This window comes from Legionella sp. PC997 (assembly GCF_014109825.1).
GTDB lineage: Bacteria > Pseudomonadota > Gammaproteobacteria > Legionellales > Legionellaceae > Legionella.
This window is the reverse complement of sequence record NZ_CP059576.1, coordinates 2,392,932-2,407,643: the sequence shown is the minus strand read 5'-3', so window position 1 is coordinate 2,407,643 and position 14,712 is coordinate 2,392,932. Positions and strand designations below refer to the sequence as shown.

Sequence of the window (14,712 nt, the reverse complement as noted above, 5' to 3'; positions counted from 1 at the left end):
TTGATTGAGTTGTATTTGTCAATGAAAAGATCAAAAGTTTCTTTCAAAGTCATTCAATCGAAAATCCAATTTTTTGAGGTTATTCTAGGAGTTCTCAAAATATTATCTTTTTTACCGTTTATTACACGCCTTAGGCCTTGTTCTCGCCAGCTAATTTATTAAGCAGAGAGTTTATCTCGAAAATACGTTCCTCTGAAGAAGTACTGTCTAGGTTAAAACGTAAGCGCTGGGGTCCTTCCATTTGATATCTTTTGGCATGTACTTGAATTAAATGAATCAATATGCCTGGATCAATAGAAGGTTTTTCGCTAAATTCCAGCTTACCTTGCTGGGCTCCCGCACTGATTTTTTGAATACCCATTTGTGCAGCTTTTAATTTTAATTCGGTAATCAATAATAAGTGTTTAACTTGTGGTGGTAATAATCCAAATCGGTCAATCAATTCGATTTGTAAATCATGCAATTGCTCTTTAGTTTTTGCATTTGCAATCCGTTTATACATAATGAGGCGGTTGTGAATATCAGGAATGTATTCCTCAGGAATAATAGCGCTGATTCGTAAATCGATCTCAGGTCCTTGGTGCATTGGCGCAGATAACTCGGGTGTTTTTCCTTCTTTTAAATCATGGACTGCTTTATCAAGCAGCTCCATAAATAAATTAAATCCAATTGCTTGCATGTTCCCACTTTGTTCTTCTCCTAAAAGCTCACCTGCTCCGCGAATTTCCATATCATGGGTTGCCAGGGTGAATCCTGCGCCTAAATCTTCTAATGATACAATCGCTTCTAAACGTTTGACTGCATCAGCGGTTAATACTTTTTCATGGGGAGTAAGTAAGTAGGCATAGGCCTGATGATGCGATCGACCAACTCGTCCACGTAACTGATGTAATTGGGCTAAACCAAACTTATCAGCACGATCAATAATAATTGTATTGGCTGTAGGAATATCAATACCCGTTTCAATGATTGTGGTGCAGACTAATACATTAAAACGATGGTGATAAAAATCAGACATTACCCGTTCTAACTCACGTTCTCGCATTTGTCCATGTGCGCTGCGGATTTTGGCTTCTGGAACTAGAGTTTGCAAATCCTGACACACACGTTCGATTGTTTCTACATTGTTATGCAGGAAAAAAACCTGACCGCCTCTAAGAATTTCTCTTAAAATGGCTTCACGAATGGTTGGATCTTTTTTCTCCTGCCAGAACGTTTTAATTGCAAGGCGTTTGGCCGGAGGGGTTGTCATCAGAGAAATATCTCTAATTCCAGCCATAGCCATATTCAGCGTTCTTGGAATTGGAGTAGCAGTCATGGATAAAATATCCACATGAGTCCGCAACGCTTTAATGTGTTCTTTTTGTTTGACTCCAAAACGATGTTCCTCATCAATAATCAAAAGTCCTAAATTTTTAAAAGAAATATTACTTTGGAATAATTTATGGGTTCCTATGACTATATCAACTGTTCCTGATTTCAAGCCAGTAAGAACTGCTTCCGTTTCTTTATTGGAACGAAAACGTGAAAGTAATTCGATATTGATGGGGAAATCAGCAAATCGATCGCGGAATGATTCGAAATGTTGCCCGGCCAAAAGAGTTGTTGGCGCTAGAATGCAGACTTGTTTATTACTTTGTACTGCAACAAAAGCAGCTCTCATCGCTACTTCGGTTTTACCAAAACCTACATCCCCACAAATTAAACGATCCATAGGTCTTGGGGATTCCATGTCTTTTATAATTTGCTCAATTGCGCGTAATTGATCAGGTGTCTCTGTAAAGGGGAAGGCGCTGGCAAATTTTACATATTCATTATGATCTATTTGATATTGATATCCTGGTTGAGCCTCTCTTTTGGCGTAGAGATCTAATAATTCGATCGCTACATCATGGATTTTTTCGACCGCCTTTTTCTTTTCCTTTTGCCATTGATCCGAACCTAATTTGTGCAAGGGTGCATGTTCACTATCCACACCTGTGTAGCGGCTAATAAGGTGGAGTGAAGTAACCGGGACATAAATTTTGTCCTCACCCGCATAAGTAAGAACTAAAAATTCACTTGCAAATCCGTTGGATTCGATATGTTGCAGTCCCTGATAACGTCCTACTCCAAACTGCAAATGAACTACTGGAGCGCCAACACGTAGTTCTGCCATATCACGGATAATTAAATCGGGATCAATCGTCTTTTGTGTACCCCGTCTTTGAGGTGTACTTTGCTCTCCAAATAATTGAGATTCAACAATGATTGCGATATGGCTTTGATTTAATTCGCATCCATAAATTAGATCTCCAGTGGTGATGTTAAGCGGGGCTGTATCGTTAAGAAAATCCTGCCATGAAGATTGTACTTTAGCGGAAATACCACTTGGTTTTAACAAATCAAGTAGCACTTCTCGTCGGCCGGCACTTTCGACCACAATTAAATAACGCCGGGTGGAATCCGCACAATATGCACGAAGTTGACTTAAAGGTTCTTGGGTTTTCCTATCAATTGGTAATTGTGGGCCGGGTACGATATCAAAATTAACCACAGCACCTTTCTTTTCCGAGGGATTTTGGAATAATCGAAGTTGTTTATACGTATTTGCTTTAGTTAATAATTCAATTGGATTAATGAAACAGGCTGTAGGTGGTAAAATAGGTCTGCTGATATCATATCGTCGTTGCTCAAAGCGCTCATTCAATTCTTGCCAGAATTGTTCTGCATTATTTTGAATGTTTTCAATCAAACAAACCTTGGCATCCTCTGGTAGATAATCAAAAAAGGTAACGGTTTTGTCAAAGAATAAAGGTAGAAAATATTCGATTCCAGAAGGGAACTGACCTTCACTGATCGCTTCATAAATGGGACACTGGCTAGGATTTACCGGAAATAACTCTCTAAAAGCCCGTCGAAAGAGCAGTTGACTTTGTTCATTTAAAGGAAATTCTCGTGCAGGTAGTACATTAATTTCTTTAATTTTTTCTATTGTACGTTGCGTTTCAGTATCGAACTCCCGCAGACTGTCAATCTCATCATCGAAGAGTTCAATTCGGAATGGTAAACCAGAACCCATAGGATAAACGTCGATAATTGAACCGCGTAGGGCAAACTCACCATGTTCAAGAACTTTATTAACACAATGATAACCGGATTGTTGTAACTGGTTACGAAAGGCAGTTAAATCCAGTTTTTGTCCTTCCTTAAGCATTAAGGCATATTGATTTAAAAACTCAGGTGGGCAGAGCCTATGCATTAATGTGCTTGCCGAAGTGATAACAATTGCATTAGTGACTTGTTGAATTCGGCTTAAGGTATATAACCGTTCGGAAATAATGTCTTGATGCGGCGAGAATTGATCGTAAGGAAGTGTTTCCCAATCAGGAAAAAACAATAACTCTTGGGAGGTATTGGCGCCTAGAAAAAAATTCAATTCTGCCTGCAACTGATTTGCGCTGAGATTATCTTGAGCAATCAATAACTTAATACCAGGAGTTTGTTGGCAGTATTCAGCCAATGCCAATGCCAAACTGCTTCCATGGAGTTGTCCCCATATTTGCTTGGCTTGGGTAGGTTGATAGAGCAGGATATTGTTGGACATAGCTTAGGCAAATCAAATTTAAAAGTTAGCAATTATACCTTATGTGTGTTTTTGGTTCATCTTAAAATTACAGTTTATTAAAATGCCAGTGTTTTATTAGTATCGTTTAATGGTTTTAAGTCCAATCATTTATTTTAATATCAAAATGATTTAATAAAGAGATGACTTCAGGAAATGAAAAACGTGCATGTTTAATTCTATTTTCGTTGGGATTGATTAGATAGTTGATGGCATTTGTGAAATCAGCAGAATTTAAATTTGTGTGGAGAAACAGACTGTTCAGTAGGTCGGAATCTACAAAATTTGCATGACATAAATTTGCTTCTCTGAAATCAATATCATGCGCTTTACATTCTTCAATAATCAAATTAGAAAGTTCAAGCCCATAAAAACTGGAATGGCTTAAGTTGCTCCTATAAAAATAAAGTGGACTAGTCAGTTTGACTAAGGGCCAGCTTAATTCCGTCCAGTTTACTCCAATGATTTTTGAGTTTTTAAATGAAACCTCTGAAAATTTACATCCTGGAAATTTTGCCAATGTAAGATCGCAAGATTCAAAATCACAATCAGTGAAGGTTACAGTAGTGAAAATAACGTCAGTAAATTTGCACTGCTTGAACTGACAGTTTTCAAATTTAATCTGTTCAATTCGTGTTTTTTCAATACTAAATTGGGTGAATGTTTGATTAAGATAATTTTTTTCAGTAAATGGGGACGTCATATAACTTTTCTTTTTTAAGCTAATGTTGGATTATACTTGTGTGAAGTGAAGCGATCCCTGGATTGAGAGTTTATTTAGATCGTATCTTCGGGTTAAGCTGCCTTCACCAAGGCTACAAAATTCTAGATCAATTTATGCTTCATTTGTTGTGTCGGTTTCAATGAGTTCCAACTCATCTAATTCGATATCAACTGACTCAATTTTTTGGAAACGTGATGTAATTTTTTTGGCGGACGTATTTACTTCACTGACATCTTGATGTGCCAAATTGATATGTTTGGAGAGTTTGTCCATTCTTTTTTCAAAACGTTGAAAATCATCTGCCAATGCTTGGAGATGTTTTTGAATAATGTGAACTTGTTTACGAGTAGCGTCATCTTTGAGTACCGCTTTAGCTGTGGTAAGTACGGCCATTAACGTGCTTGGGGAAACAAGCCATACTTTTAATCTTTGAGATAATGAAATTAAGTCTGGGTAATTGGCATGTATTTCTGCAAAAATGGATTCCGCAGGAATAAACATCATGGCACCATCGGTAGTTTCATTTGGAATGATGTATTTATCTGCAATGTCTTTAATATGTTTCTGAATGTCTTGTCGAAATTGCTGTTGTAATGATTTTTTTTCGACTGAACCCGTCTCAGTATTAATTAACCGTTGATAGGTTTCCAAAGGAAATTTAGCATCTATTACTACATTACCCGTTGGCTCAGGCAAAAATAAAATACAATCAGCTCGTTTCTGATTACTTAATGTATGTTGCATCGCAAAATGGTTGGGTGGAATCATGTTACTTATGAGTGTTGCCAGTTGTACTTCACCAAAAGCTCCTCGTGCTTTTTTGTCTACTAATACATCTTGTAAACTAACCACATGGCTTGATAATTCAGTGATTTTCTTTTGTGCTTCATCAATGATCGTTAATCGTTTTACTACGTCAATAAAAGTGGACGAAGTTTTTTCAAAGCCTTCAGTTAATTTATGGTTAACTTGTTGCGTTAAGGTATGGAGATGAGTGCGAATTTCTTCTGTAAGTAACTGTAAGTGAGAGGTGAGTGAACTGGCATGTTGTTTAAAGCTATGGCTAATTTGCTCACGAACATCCGTCATTTGTTTTTGGACGGTATCATGGATTAGCTGTTGGGTCATTAATTGTCCTTGGGCAATTTTCTGACTTACATCCAAGTGAACCTGGTGCAGCTGCATGGTAAAAGATTCCATAGTCTTTTCATTACACTGCCGGCTCAGTTTTTTTTGCTGGCTTTGGGTAATCAAAATCCAAATCAAAATTAAAAATTGCAGGGCTAAAGCACATGCTATGCCCTCAAGTAAGGTCATTGAAGATAAAAATTGCATTCATTAGTCCAAAAGTTGACTTAGTTTAATCGTTTGATCGTATTGATAAACTGGTTTTAATTGCCCGTAATCAGTCAGGTGTAAATAACCAACAGAAAGCTGATCCTCTGCTAAATGTGCAGAATTGTCAAAGCTAAATTTAATTATTTGTTTTCCTGGTTCGAGCCATTGTGCACTTTGTGCTGTTTCAATAGGAATATCTATTCCCTTTGAGTTTTTCTTGTATAAAACGCTTTGTAATGCATAACGACTTCCTGTCGCAACTTCTACCGTTGCGGCTAAAGTTAAGGGGTTAGAGGAAATTTTTTTTATACTAACTAGACTGGCAGAAGGTATTGCATAGGAAAACGCAGCTCGGCCAGTGCGATGAAGAGGGCTATTATCACTAAGTTCGCATAATACATCCACATCGATGTACCAATTCACTCCATGAGGATTCACATCAGAAGATAAGACAGCGCTGGCTTGGAATTGATTACGTTTTACCTCTTTTATTTTGAGAGGTATAGTTTGGTTATCAGGACCTACTAGCGTAGCATCTATATCCTCTACTGGATAAGTGGTTACATTATCTTTTAGGGTAATAAGTGCGTTAAATTGAGCTCCATATTGATATTGTAAGGCCGATGGTTCAATTTGGAGATAAATCAATGAGTATTTTTCAAAAACATCAATCAGATAAGTATGTGCTTCATTTGCAGAGTCTGCTGATTTGCTTTTGATTATGAAATTTCCAGCACCTAAATCCGGTTTGATTTGGAGCATGGTCTGATGTGAACCGATTTTTAGCGACTCATCTATAGCCTCATCTTGACTGTAGAGAGAAGAAGCCTCTTTTAAACTAATGAATGAACCGGAGCCACTTTTTAACTCCAATTCAGGCATGGATTTGTTTTTTTCCAAAGGAATAATGCGTATTACAGCCTCTGCAGCTTGAACCGGTAAGTTGACACCCTTTTGCAATTGAGCAGCGGTAACTCGCTGCTGATAACTGTAACTTTTTTGAATGTTGCTTTCTGCTTTATTTAAAGGACTGGCCGCAATCTTCCAATGATCTTGGAGGCTTTCATGAGGTAAGCTATCGCAAATATCACAATCATACGATTTGACTGGAATTTGCGGTAAGTTGTATGCGTTGACCTGTGCGCAACAAAATAAAGACAGAAAAGTAAGAGTAGTTCTCATTTTGCAGCTCCTTTTGAATCTAAGACAGAAATCAATATTTTATCGAGTCCAAAACATGAATGACGACTTTGGTTATGACTCAGTGTCGTTTGATCTTCCGTTTGTTCTTTATCGTAAAACCAAACGGATCCCGCAGCAATTTGGGAACTGCAATTTAAAAAACCATCTGCACAAGAATCCAAATAGATTTTAGCAAGCCTTAAACCGCTATTGAGTAAATAACCGTTACAATAACTGGCTGAAGAAAAAGGGGAGGAGATAACGTTAGTTCCTATCACTGAATCAAAAGGTACGGGCAAGGAGGGACGTTTTTTTGTGCCAAATAAGAGTTCTTCATTATAGATATGCATGTCACCGACACGTTGTTGTTTCACTGCATCGCCTGTATATCCTAATAACCAACTCAAGCTGGCTTCAAAAATTCCTCCGTTGAGAAGCATATCGGCGAGCGGGGTCCCTCCGCTTGAAGGTGCTAATGCGATAATTTTTTTAATTTTTCTTTTTAATAGCATGTATCGTTTATCATAGGTTGGATTAGAGAGAATCCAACGCATTACATTGGCGCCATTGGAATGTGTATAGAGAATTAGAGAGTCAATTTTTTTATGATTTATAAAATCCAATAACTGATTCGCAGTACACCCCGCAACATCTTCCTCCCACATATATTTGCTGTAATCACAATGAACTACATAATAATTTCCAGGATTAGGAAGTGCTTGGGCTATATCTTGAATAAAATCGGTTTTCCAATACCCCCCCTCGGCATCTTCTCGGTGGTCATTTGTTCCATGTATAAAAGCAATACCCAAATTGCCATATTCATGAGACTGAGGAAGAGCATAAGTTATTGCAGAGAATGCAAATAAAAATACTGCGACTAAGATACGTTTAAAATCCATTTTATCACGCCTCGGTTCTTGTTGAATCGATATGTATCTATAGCATATTTTTTAATGATAAACTAATGTTTTAAGATCATTGCTTACCCTTCAGTAAGGTTATAAATTGATGCAAAGCTGGGGGTGAGGGGACATATTTTAGAAGCAATGGCTTCTGGGTTTGAATTATGGATGGAAATGAATGAGTATTGATGAGATTAAGGAACAAATAGCTGAGTTGAAAAATAAAATTAGGAAATATGATTATCATTACTATGTCCTTGATGAGCCATTGGTTCCTGATGCCGAATACGATAGATGTTTTCGCGAATTACACGATTTAGAAACGAAGCATCCTGCATTATTGACGGCGGATTCCCCCACTCAACGTGTGGGGGGTGCTCCTGTAGATGCATTCATGCCGGTTACTCATCGGCAACCGATGTTGTCCCTATCGAACGTATTTACTGAAGAAGAACTGCAAGCCTTTATTAAACGAGTTACCGAAAAACTCGACGAACCCATTCAGCAATTAGTTTTTACTTGTGAACCTAAATTAGATGGCCTCGCTGTTAATCTCACCTATGAAAATGGAACATTGGTTTCTGCTGCAACACGTGGGGATGGAACTACTGGGGAAAATATTACAGCCAATATCAAAACAATCGCTGCGGTTCCTTTGGTTTTAAGAGTGTCCACACCACCTCGTATTATCGAAATACGCGGTGAAGTGTATATGCCGAAAGCAGGCTTTGAAGATTACAATAAAAAAGCTAAAGAGGCTGGCGAAAAAGTTTTTGCTAATCCTCGTAATGCTGCAGCAGGTAGTCTACGGCAATTGAATCCTGCAGTGACAGCAAGTAGGCCTTTAGCTATTTATTGCTATGGAATAGGAGCTTGCGAAGGGTACAGCTTACCGAACACGCATTGGGAGCAATTGCAATTACTAAAAGAGTTTGGTTTTAGAGTCTCTTTGGATACCAAAAAAGAGATAGGTATTAAAGGGTGTTTGGATTATTACCATAATATATTAGCCAAACGTGATCAACTTCCCTTTGAAATTGATGGGGTTGTTTATAAGATTGACAGTATTCCTTTGCAACAACAACTTGGCTTTATTTCAAGAGCACCTCGATTTGCTTGCGCCCATAAATTTCCTGCCTCCGAAGAGATGACGCAACTTTTAGCTGTTGATTTCCAAGTAGGAAGAACTGGCGCTTTAACTCCTGTGGCACGTTTGGCACCGGTTAATGTGGCAGGCGTAACTGTAAGTAATGCAACATTACATAATATGGATGAAATTATTAGAAAAGATATCCGTATTGGTGACAGTGTTATTATTCGTCGTGCTGGCGATGTGATTCCTGAAGTGGTTTCTGTTGTTCTAGAAAAACGCCCTGCACATACCAAAGAGATTGAGTTACCTAAAACATGTCCTGTATGTGGTTCTGAAGTGGTGCGTGAGGAAGGTGAAGCGGTTGCTCGTTGTGTTGGTGGGTTATTCTGTAAGGCTCAATTGAAACGAATGATGTGGCATTTTGCTTCTCGTAAGGCCATGTATATAGAGGGATTGGGAGCTGTACTTATAGAACAGTTGGTGGATGAGGGAATTGTGCGTCATTTACCGGATCTGTACAGGCTTGATGTTAATACCCTGTCAAATCTTCCCCGTATGGGAGAGAAGTCAGCCAAAAATTTATTAGATGCTTTAGAGCAAAGTAAGAAAACAACCCTTAGTCGATTTCTTTATGCTCTTGGAATTCGTGAAATCGGTGAGGCGAGTGCGCGGATGTTGGCAGAGCATTTTGGAGATATTGATGCTATCTCTAAAGCAACAGAAGAAGAGTTGATGAATTTGCAAGATATGGGTCCTGTCGGTGCTTTTAATGTGGTCCATTTTTTCGCTCAAGATCACAACCGCAAAGTTATCGAACATTTATTAGCCCTTGGAGTTCATTGGCCAAAGCTGGAGAAGAAGATAGTCAATAAAGAACATCTTTTATTTGGCAAAACAGTTGTTTTAACCGGAACTTTAAGTACTATGGGTCGCGAAGAAGCTAAAACAAAATTGTTAGCTTTAGGAGCTAAAGTAAGCGGTAGTGTCTCTGCTAAAACAGATTACGTGATTGCTGGAAGCGAAGCTGGGTCCAAATTGGATAAAGCAAATGATTTGGGTATTGATGTTTTGGATGAAGAGCAATTTCTGGAAATGTTGGATAGTTAGAAGTTATCGCTGCGATGAGAGGAGGTTTTGGGTCTGCTGAAGTAAATGGCGAGGTTCGCTCATTTTCTTCTTTGGGGAAAAAGATTTTTTGAGCACTGGTTTGTCGTCCTTGAGACGCCTTTATATAAGGATATTTTTTTGAATCGTATACGGCGAATGGTTCTGATTGTACTGCTTTTAAAAAGCTTTAGCTTCGCTTATGCTTGGCCTTGGGTTTTAAATAATCCCTATCCACAAGTGCAATCAAAAGAAAATATCTATTATTCATCCTTTTCCGAACAGCCTAAAACTCTGGATCCCGCACTCTCTTATTCAACGAATGAGTCTATTTTTATTGCCCAAATATATGAACCTTTGTTGCAGTATGATTATTTACAAAGGCCGTATCAATTAATTCCATTAATAGCTACTGAAATGCCACAGTTAAGGTACCTGGATGCGCAAGGTAATCCATTGCCTGAAAACAGTCAGCAAATTCCTACTTTTAGCGTTTATACGATACATATTAAAAAAGGAATTTATTACCAGCCTCATCCTGCTTTCGCTAAAGATGATAAGGGCATATACCGTTATCATCATATAACAACGGAATATTTAGATGATAAAGGAATTAATCAATTGTCTGATTTTAAGCATACTGGGACAAGGGAATTGATTGTTGATGATTATATATATCAAATAAAACGTTTGGCGAATCCGCAATTAAGCTCTCCGATTTACGGTTTAATGAATGATTATATTGTGGGCTTTGCGGAATACGGGCAAAGCCTACCTAAAAATAATAAATTCATTGATCTGCGTAATTACCCTTTAAAGGGACTTAAAAAAATAGATGACTACTCGTTTGAGATCACGTTAAAGGGAGAATATACTCAATTCCAATTTTGGTTGGCTATGAGTTTTTTTTCCCCCATACCCTGGGAAGCGGACTTTTTTTATTCCCAACCAGGAATGCTGGACAATAACATCACTTTGAGCTGGTTTCCTGTAGGCACAGGTCCTTTTATGTTGGTAAAAAATAATCCCAATCGAAGTATGGTTTTACAAAAAAATCCAAATTTTCACGAAGATTATCATCCAAGCATGGGTTCAGATGAAGATAGAAAATTGGGATATTTGGTTAATGCGGGTAAACGCTTACCTTTTATTGAAAAGGCAGTTTTTACACTCGAAAAGGAATCCATTCCCCGATGGAATAAATTTTTGCAAGGTTACTATGATAATTCTGTTGTAGGTGCGGATAGTTTTGATCAAGCAATTCATACGAATCGATATGGCAAAGCAGAACTATCTCTTGAGATGCAAAAAAAACACATGTATCTTACGGAAGAGTTACAGCCTTCTACCTACTATATGGGCTTTAATATGCTTGATAAAGTAGTAGGTGGTTCAAGTGAACGAGCCCGAAAGTTAAGAAGGGCCATTTCAATCGCGGTAAACTATGAGGAAAATATAGCAATTTTTCATAATGGCCGAGGTATTGCTGCCCAAGGACCCATTCCACCCGGTATTTTTGGTCATAAAAAAGGTAAAGAAGGAATTAACCCCTATGTTTATCAATGGAATAATGGCGATATAGAACGACGTCCTATAAGTGATGCCAAAAAACTCATGGTGGAGGCAGGCTATCCTGATGGAGTGGATCCCGCTACTGGAAATCACTTGATTTTACATTATGATGTAACCACAACAGGAGCCCCTCAGGACAAGTCGCTCTTTGATTGGATGCGTAAACAATTTGCCCAAATAGGCATTGATTTAAATGTTCGTGCGACTTTGTATAATCGTTTTCAAGAGAAAATGCGCACTGGAGATACCCAAATATTTAGTTGGGGGTGGGTGGCAGATTATCCGGATCCTGAAAACTTTCTCTTTCAATTGTATGGTGCCAACGGAAAAGTTAAATTTAGTGGTGAGAATGCCGCAAACTATCAAAATCCTGAATTCGATCGCCTCTTTAATTTAATGAAAAATAGAAAAAATGATGAGACAAGGCAGAAGTATATTGATGAAATGCTGCAAATTGTGCGAAATGATGCGCCATGGGTCTGGGGGATACATCCGGAAGAGTTTGTTTTATCACAAAACTGGGTTACACGAGTGAAACCCAATACTATGTCTTTTGCAACTTTAAAATATATTTCTCTCAATGTGCCTGAACGCAATAAATTGAGATTACTTTGGAATCAACCTATTTTTTGGCCCTTGGGTCTCTTGTTTGTGCTTATTTTAATTCTAGTTCTTCCTTTGGTTATTGCGTATTACAAGAAAGAAAGAAAACCAGCAGAACGGACCTCTATATCATGATCAAATATTTATTTCGTCGAGTAAGTTATTCAATACCTATTCTTTTTGGAATTAATCTCATTACGTTTATTTTATTTTTTATGGTGAATACACCTGATGATATTGCGCGGATGCATTTAGGTCAGAAACATGTGGAGCAGCAAGTAATTGAGGATTGGAAAGCAACGCATGGTTATGATTTACCCTTATTCTACAACGAACAAAAAACAGGCATACAAAAAATACAAGCCACCTTGTTTTTTCAAAAATCCCTGAAGCTTTTTACTTTTGATTTTGGTGTCTCTGATTCTGGACGTGATATTAGTGAGGATATTACCTATAGGATGTGGCCTAGTCTTTCAATCGCAGTCCCTGTTTTACTATTGGATATTGTAGCTAATATTATTGTAGCTATGGCCATGGCTTTTTTTAGGGGGACTTACCTTGATTTAACTGGCGTGGTGCTGTGCATTATTTTAATGTCCATATCCAGTTTGTTTTATATTATTGGTGGCCAATATCTTTTTGGTAAATTATTGCGTCTCGTACCCATTTCAGGCTATGACGGGGGAGTTGATGCGTTGAAGTTTGTTATTTTGCCAGTTACAGTCGCAGTACTTAGTGGTTTGGGGGCTGGTGGTCGATGGTATCGTACTTTATTCTTAGAAGAAATGCACAAAGGCTATGTAAAAACGGCAAGAGCCAAGGGGTTATCTGAGCAAAAAGTAATGTTCAAACATGTATTAAAAAATGCAATGCTACCCATATTAACTGGTATCGTAGTGCTCATTCCTTCACTATTTATGGGTAGCCTAATCTTGGAGTCGTTCTTTGGCGTACCCGGCCTAGGCAGTTATACGATTGACGCGATTCAACAACAAGATTTTGCTATAGTAAGGGCTATGGTGTTTTTGGGCTCAATTCTTTACATTGTTGGGTTGGTATTAACCGACATTTCCTACATGGTGGTCGATCCTCGGGTGAGGTTATCATAAAAAATATAATGATGAGTTTATTTGAGAAGAAAAATGACTTTTGAGTTTCTATGGACTGATAAATGTTTTCTCACCTTATTGGCCTTAAGCGTAGTGGTCATTTTGTTAAGCTTGCGTAAGCAACATATTAGACGTTCTTTTTCCCTCATTTTACATAAGCCCATTGCAGTGAGTGCGGGCATCATTTTATTATTTTTTATTATTATTGGGGTTTTGGATTCCATTCATATTGCCTCGGTACAAAAGGACTCAGAAACTGCGACAACTTTGTTGGATAGGATTCTTGCTCCTATAGATCAGATTTCCGAAAAAACTTATTCTGCACCTTTAGCTTTAACGCAATTCATCAGTGAAACCACCTTAATAAATGGTGTTGTTAAGCAAACTTATCCAACATTAATTTATCCTCGACAGTGGGTTAAAACCGAATCAGAGAAAAATGAGGTTATAAAACGTTCAATTAGAAGTGCATTGAAAAGCAGTATATTAATAGCATTTTTTACTGGAGTAGTTCTGATTTTGTTTCGTTTTGGCCGGGGAATAAAACCTCTTTTTGTTTTAAGTGCTCCCAGCTTAAGTACCCTAATTACTTTTGGTGTCCTGACGTTTTTTGTTGCGCTTGGATATGAGCTTTCAAGAGTATTTCATGTATTAGGCACGGGACAAATTGGCCAAGATATTTTTTATTTTACAATTAAGAGCATCCGCACCGGTTTGGTCATCGGTCTTTTAACCACTTTATTTATGTTGCCCTTGGCCTTATTTTTGGGGGTTATTGCTGGGTATTTTGGTGGTTTTGCAGATGATCTGATTCAATATGTTTATACTACTCTAAGTTCGATTCCGGGTGTTTTATTGATCACCGCCTCAGTTTTATCTTTGCAAGTGTATATAGCCAATCACCCAGAGCAGTTTAGTACCTTGGCGCAGAGCGCAGATGCCCGTTTGTTAGCACTCTGTTTCATTCTAGGCGTGACGAGTTGGACGAGCTTATGTCGGCTTTTGCGAGCAGAGACTTTGAAATTGCGTGAAGTGGATTATGTTCAAGCAGCACGTGCCTTAGGCTCTAATTGGTTTACCATTATTCGCAAACATTTACTGCCAAATGTAATGCATATTGTAGTAATTACCTTGGTTTTGGATTTTAGTTTTCTAGTCATGGCTGAGGCATTACTTTCTTATGTGGGGGTAGGGGTTTCACCCATGACAATTAGTTGGGGTAATATGATCAATAGTGCACGCTTTGAGCTCGCACGTAATCCAGTAATCTGGTGGCCTATGCTGGCTGCCTTTCTCTTTATGTTTATGTTAGTTTTAGCAATTAACTTATTTGCCGATGCGGTCCGCGATGCTTTTGATCCACATCAATCCCATATTTGAATAAAAATAGTTTTAAAACGTATTTATGGTTTTGTTATCGTGCTGGTGCAGGTAGGCAAAACGATTGATTTAGGTTAAAGTTCCTCAATTAAGCTTAA

Annotated in this window: 9 protein-coding genes; 4 read left to right on the top strand and 5 right to left on the bottom strand. The window is 38.1% G+C overall.

The features are described 5' to 3' along the window. Positions 1 to 130: 130 nt before the first annotated feature. The 5 genes from mfd to HBNCFIEN_RS10290 form a co-directional block, all read right to left on the bottom strand. On the bottom strand, positions 131 to 3,586 hold the full coding sequence (gene mfd / locus HBNCFIEN_RS10310; RefSeq protein ID WP_182391007.1) for a transcription-repair coupling factor: 3,456 nt from the start codon (positions 3,584 to 3,586) through the stop codon (positions 131 to 133). A gap of 115 nt (positions 3,587 to 3,701) precedes the next feature. Then, positions 3,702 to 4,307 (bottom strand): pentapeptide repeat-containing protein, encoded by a 606-nt coding sequence (locus HBNCFIEN_RS10305; protein WP_182391006.1) that lies wholly within the window; start codon positions 4,305 to 4,307, stop codon positions 3,702 to 3,704. A gap of 132 nt (positions 4,308 to 4,439) precedes the next feature. Then, positions 4,440 to 5,663, bottom strand: a complete 1,224-nt coding sequence (locus tag HBNCFIEN_RS10300; protein ID WP_182391005.1) for a DNA recombination protein RmuC — start codon at positions 5,661 to 5,663, stop codon at positions 4,440 to 4,442. Positions 5,664 to 5,666: 3 nt separating this feature from the next. Beyond that, complete coding sequence (locus HBNCFIEN_RS10295; RefSeq protein ID WP_182391004.1) at positions 5,667 to 6,848, bottom strand: DUF4785 domain-containing protein; 1,182 nt, start codon at positions 6,846 to 6,848, stop codon at positions 5,667 to 5,669. Beyond that, complete coding sequence (locus HBNCFIEN_RS10290; RefSeq protein ID WP_182391003.1) at positions 6,845 to 7,750, bottom strand: hypothetical protein; 906 nt, start codon at positions 7,748 to 7,750, stop codon at positions 6,845 to 6,847. The genes HBNCFIEN_RS10295 and HBNCFIEN_RS10290 overlap by 4 nt, the downstream gene beginning before the upstream one ends. Before the next feature lie 181 nt (positions 7,751 to 7,931). Here HBNCFIEN_RS10290 and ligA point away from each other — a divergent pair, with 181 nt between their 5' ends. From ligA to HBNCFIEN_RS10270, 4 genes are all read left to right on the top strand, one after another. Then, positions 7,932 to 9,953 carry an NAD-dependent DNA ligase LigA gene (ligA, locus tag HBNCFIEN_RS10285; protein WP_182391002.1) on the top strand — a complete coding sequence of 674 codons (2,022 nt, stop codon included), beginning with the start codon at positions 7,932 to 7,934 and terminating at the stop codon, positions 9,951 to 9,953. A gap of 156 nt (positions 9,954 to 10,109) precedes the next feature. Further along, complete coding sequence (locus tag HBNCFIEN_RS10280) at positions 10,110 to 12,260, top strand: ABC transporter substrate-binding protein (RefSeq protein ID WP_182393675.1); 2,151 nt, start codon at positions 10,110 to 10,112, stop codon at positions 12,258 to 12,260. Further along, positions 12,257 to 13,234 (top strand): ABC transporter permease, encoded by a 978-nt coding sequence (locus HBNCFIEN_RS10275; RefSeq protein ID WP_182391001.1) that lies wholly within the window; start codon positions 12,257 to 12,259, stop codon positions 13,232 to 13,234. Before HBNCFIEN_RS10280 ends, HBNCFIEN_RS10275 begins: the two co-directional genes overlap by 4 nt. Positions 13,235 to 13,267: 33 nt before the next feature. Beyond that, positions 13,268 to 14,614: an ABC transporter permease gene (locus HBNCFIEN_RS10270; RefSeq protein WP_182391000.1), complete on the top strand. Its 1,347-nt coding sequence runs from the start codon at positions 13,268 to 13,270 to the stop codon at positions 14,612 to 14,614. Positions 14,615 to 14,712: the final 98 nt, after the last annotated feature.

What these genes read in the sequence shown, in the direction of transcription:
- mfd (WP_182391007.1), bottom strand. Translation starts at nt 3,586, where the DNA reads ATGTCCAACAATATCCTGCTCTATCAACCTACCCAAGCCAAGCAAATA.
- HBNCFIEN_RS10305 (WP_182391006.1), bottom strand. Translation starts at nt 4,307, where the DNA reads ATGACGTCCCCATTTACTGAAAAAAATTATCTTAATCAAACATTCACC.
- HBNCFIEN_RS10300 (WP_182391005.1), bottom strand. Translation starts at nt 5,663, where the DNA reads ATGCAATTTTTATCTTCAATGACCTTACTTGAGGGCATAGCATGTGCT.
- HBNCFIEN_RS10295 (WP_182391004.1), bottom strand. Translation starts at nt 6,848, where the DNA reads ATGAGAACTACTCTTACTTTTCTGTCTTTATTTTGTTGCGCACAGGTC.
- HBNCFIEN_RS10290 (WP_182391003.1), bottom strand. Translation starts at nt 7,750, where the DNA reads ATGGATTTTAAACGTATCTTAGTCGCAGTATTTTTATTTGCATTCTCT.
- ligA (WP_182391002.1), top strand. Translation starts at nt 7,932, where the DNA reads ATGAGTATTGATGAGATTAAGGAACAAATAGCTGAGTTGAAAAATAAA.
- HBNCFIEN_RS10280 (WP_182393675.1), top strand. Translation starts at nt 10,110, where the DNA reads ATGGTTCTGATTGTACTGCTTTTAAAAAGCTTTAGCTTCGCTTATGCT.
- HBNCFIEN_RS10275 (WP_182391001.1), top strand. Translation starts at nt 12,257, where the DNA reads ATGATCAAATATTTATTTCGTCGAGTAAGTTATTCAATACCTATTCTT.
- HBNCFIEN_RS10270 (WP_182391000.1), top strand. Translation starts at nt 13,268, where the DNA reads ATGACTTTTGAGTTTCTATGGACTGATAAATGTTTTCTCACCTTATTG.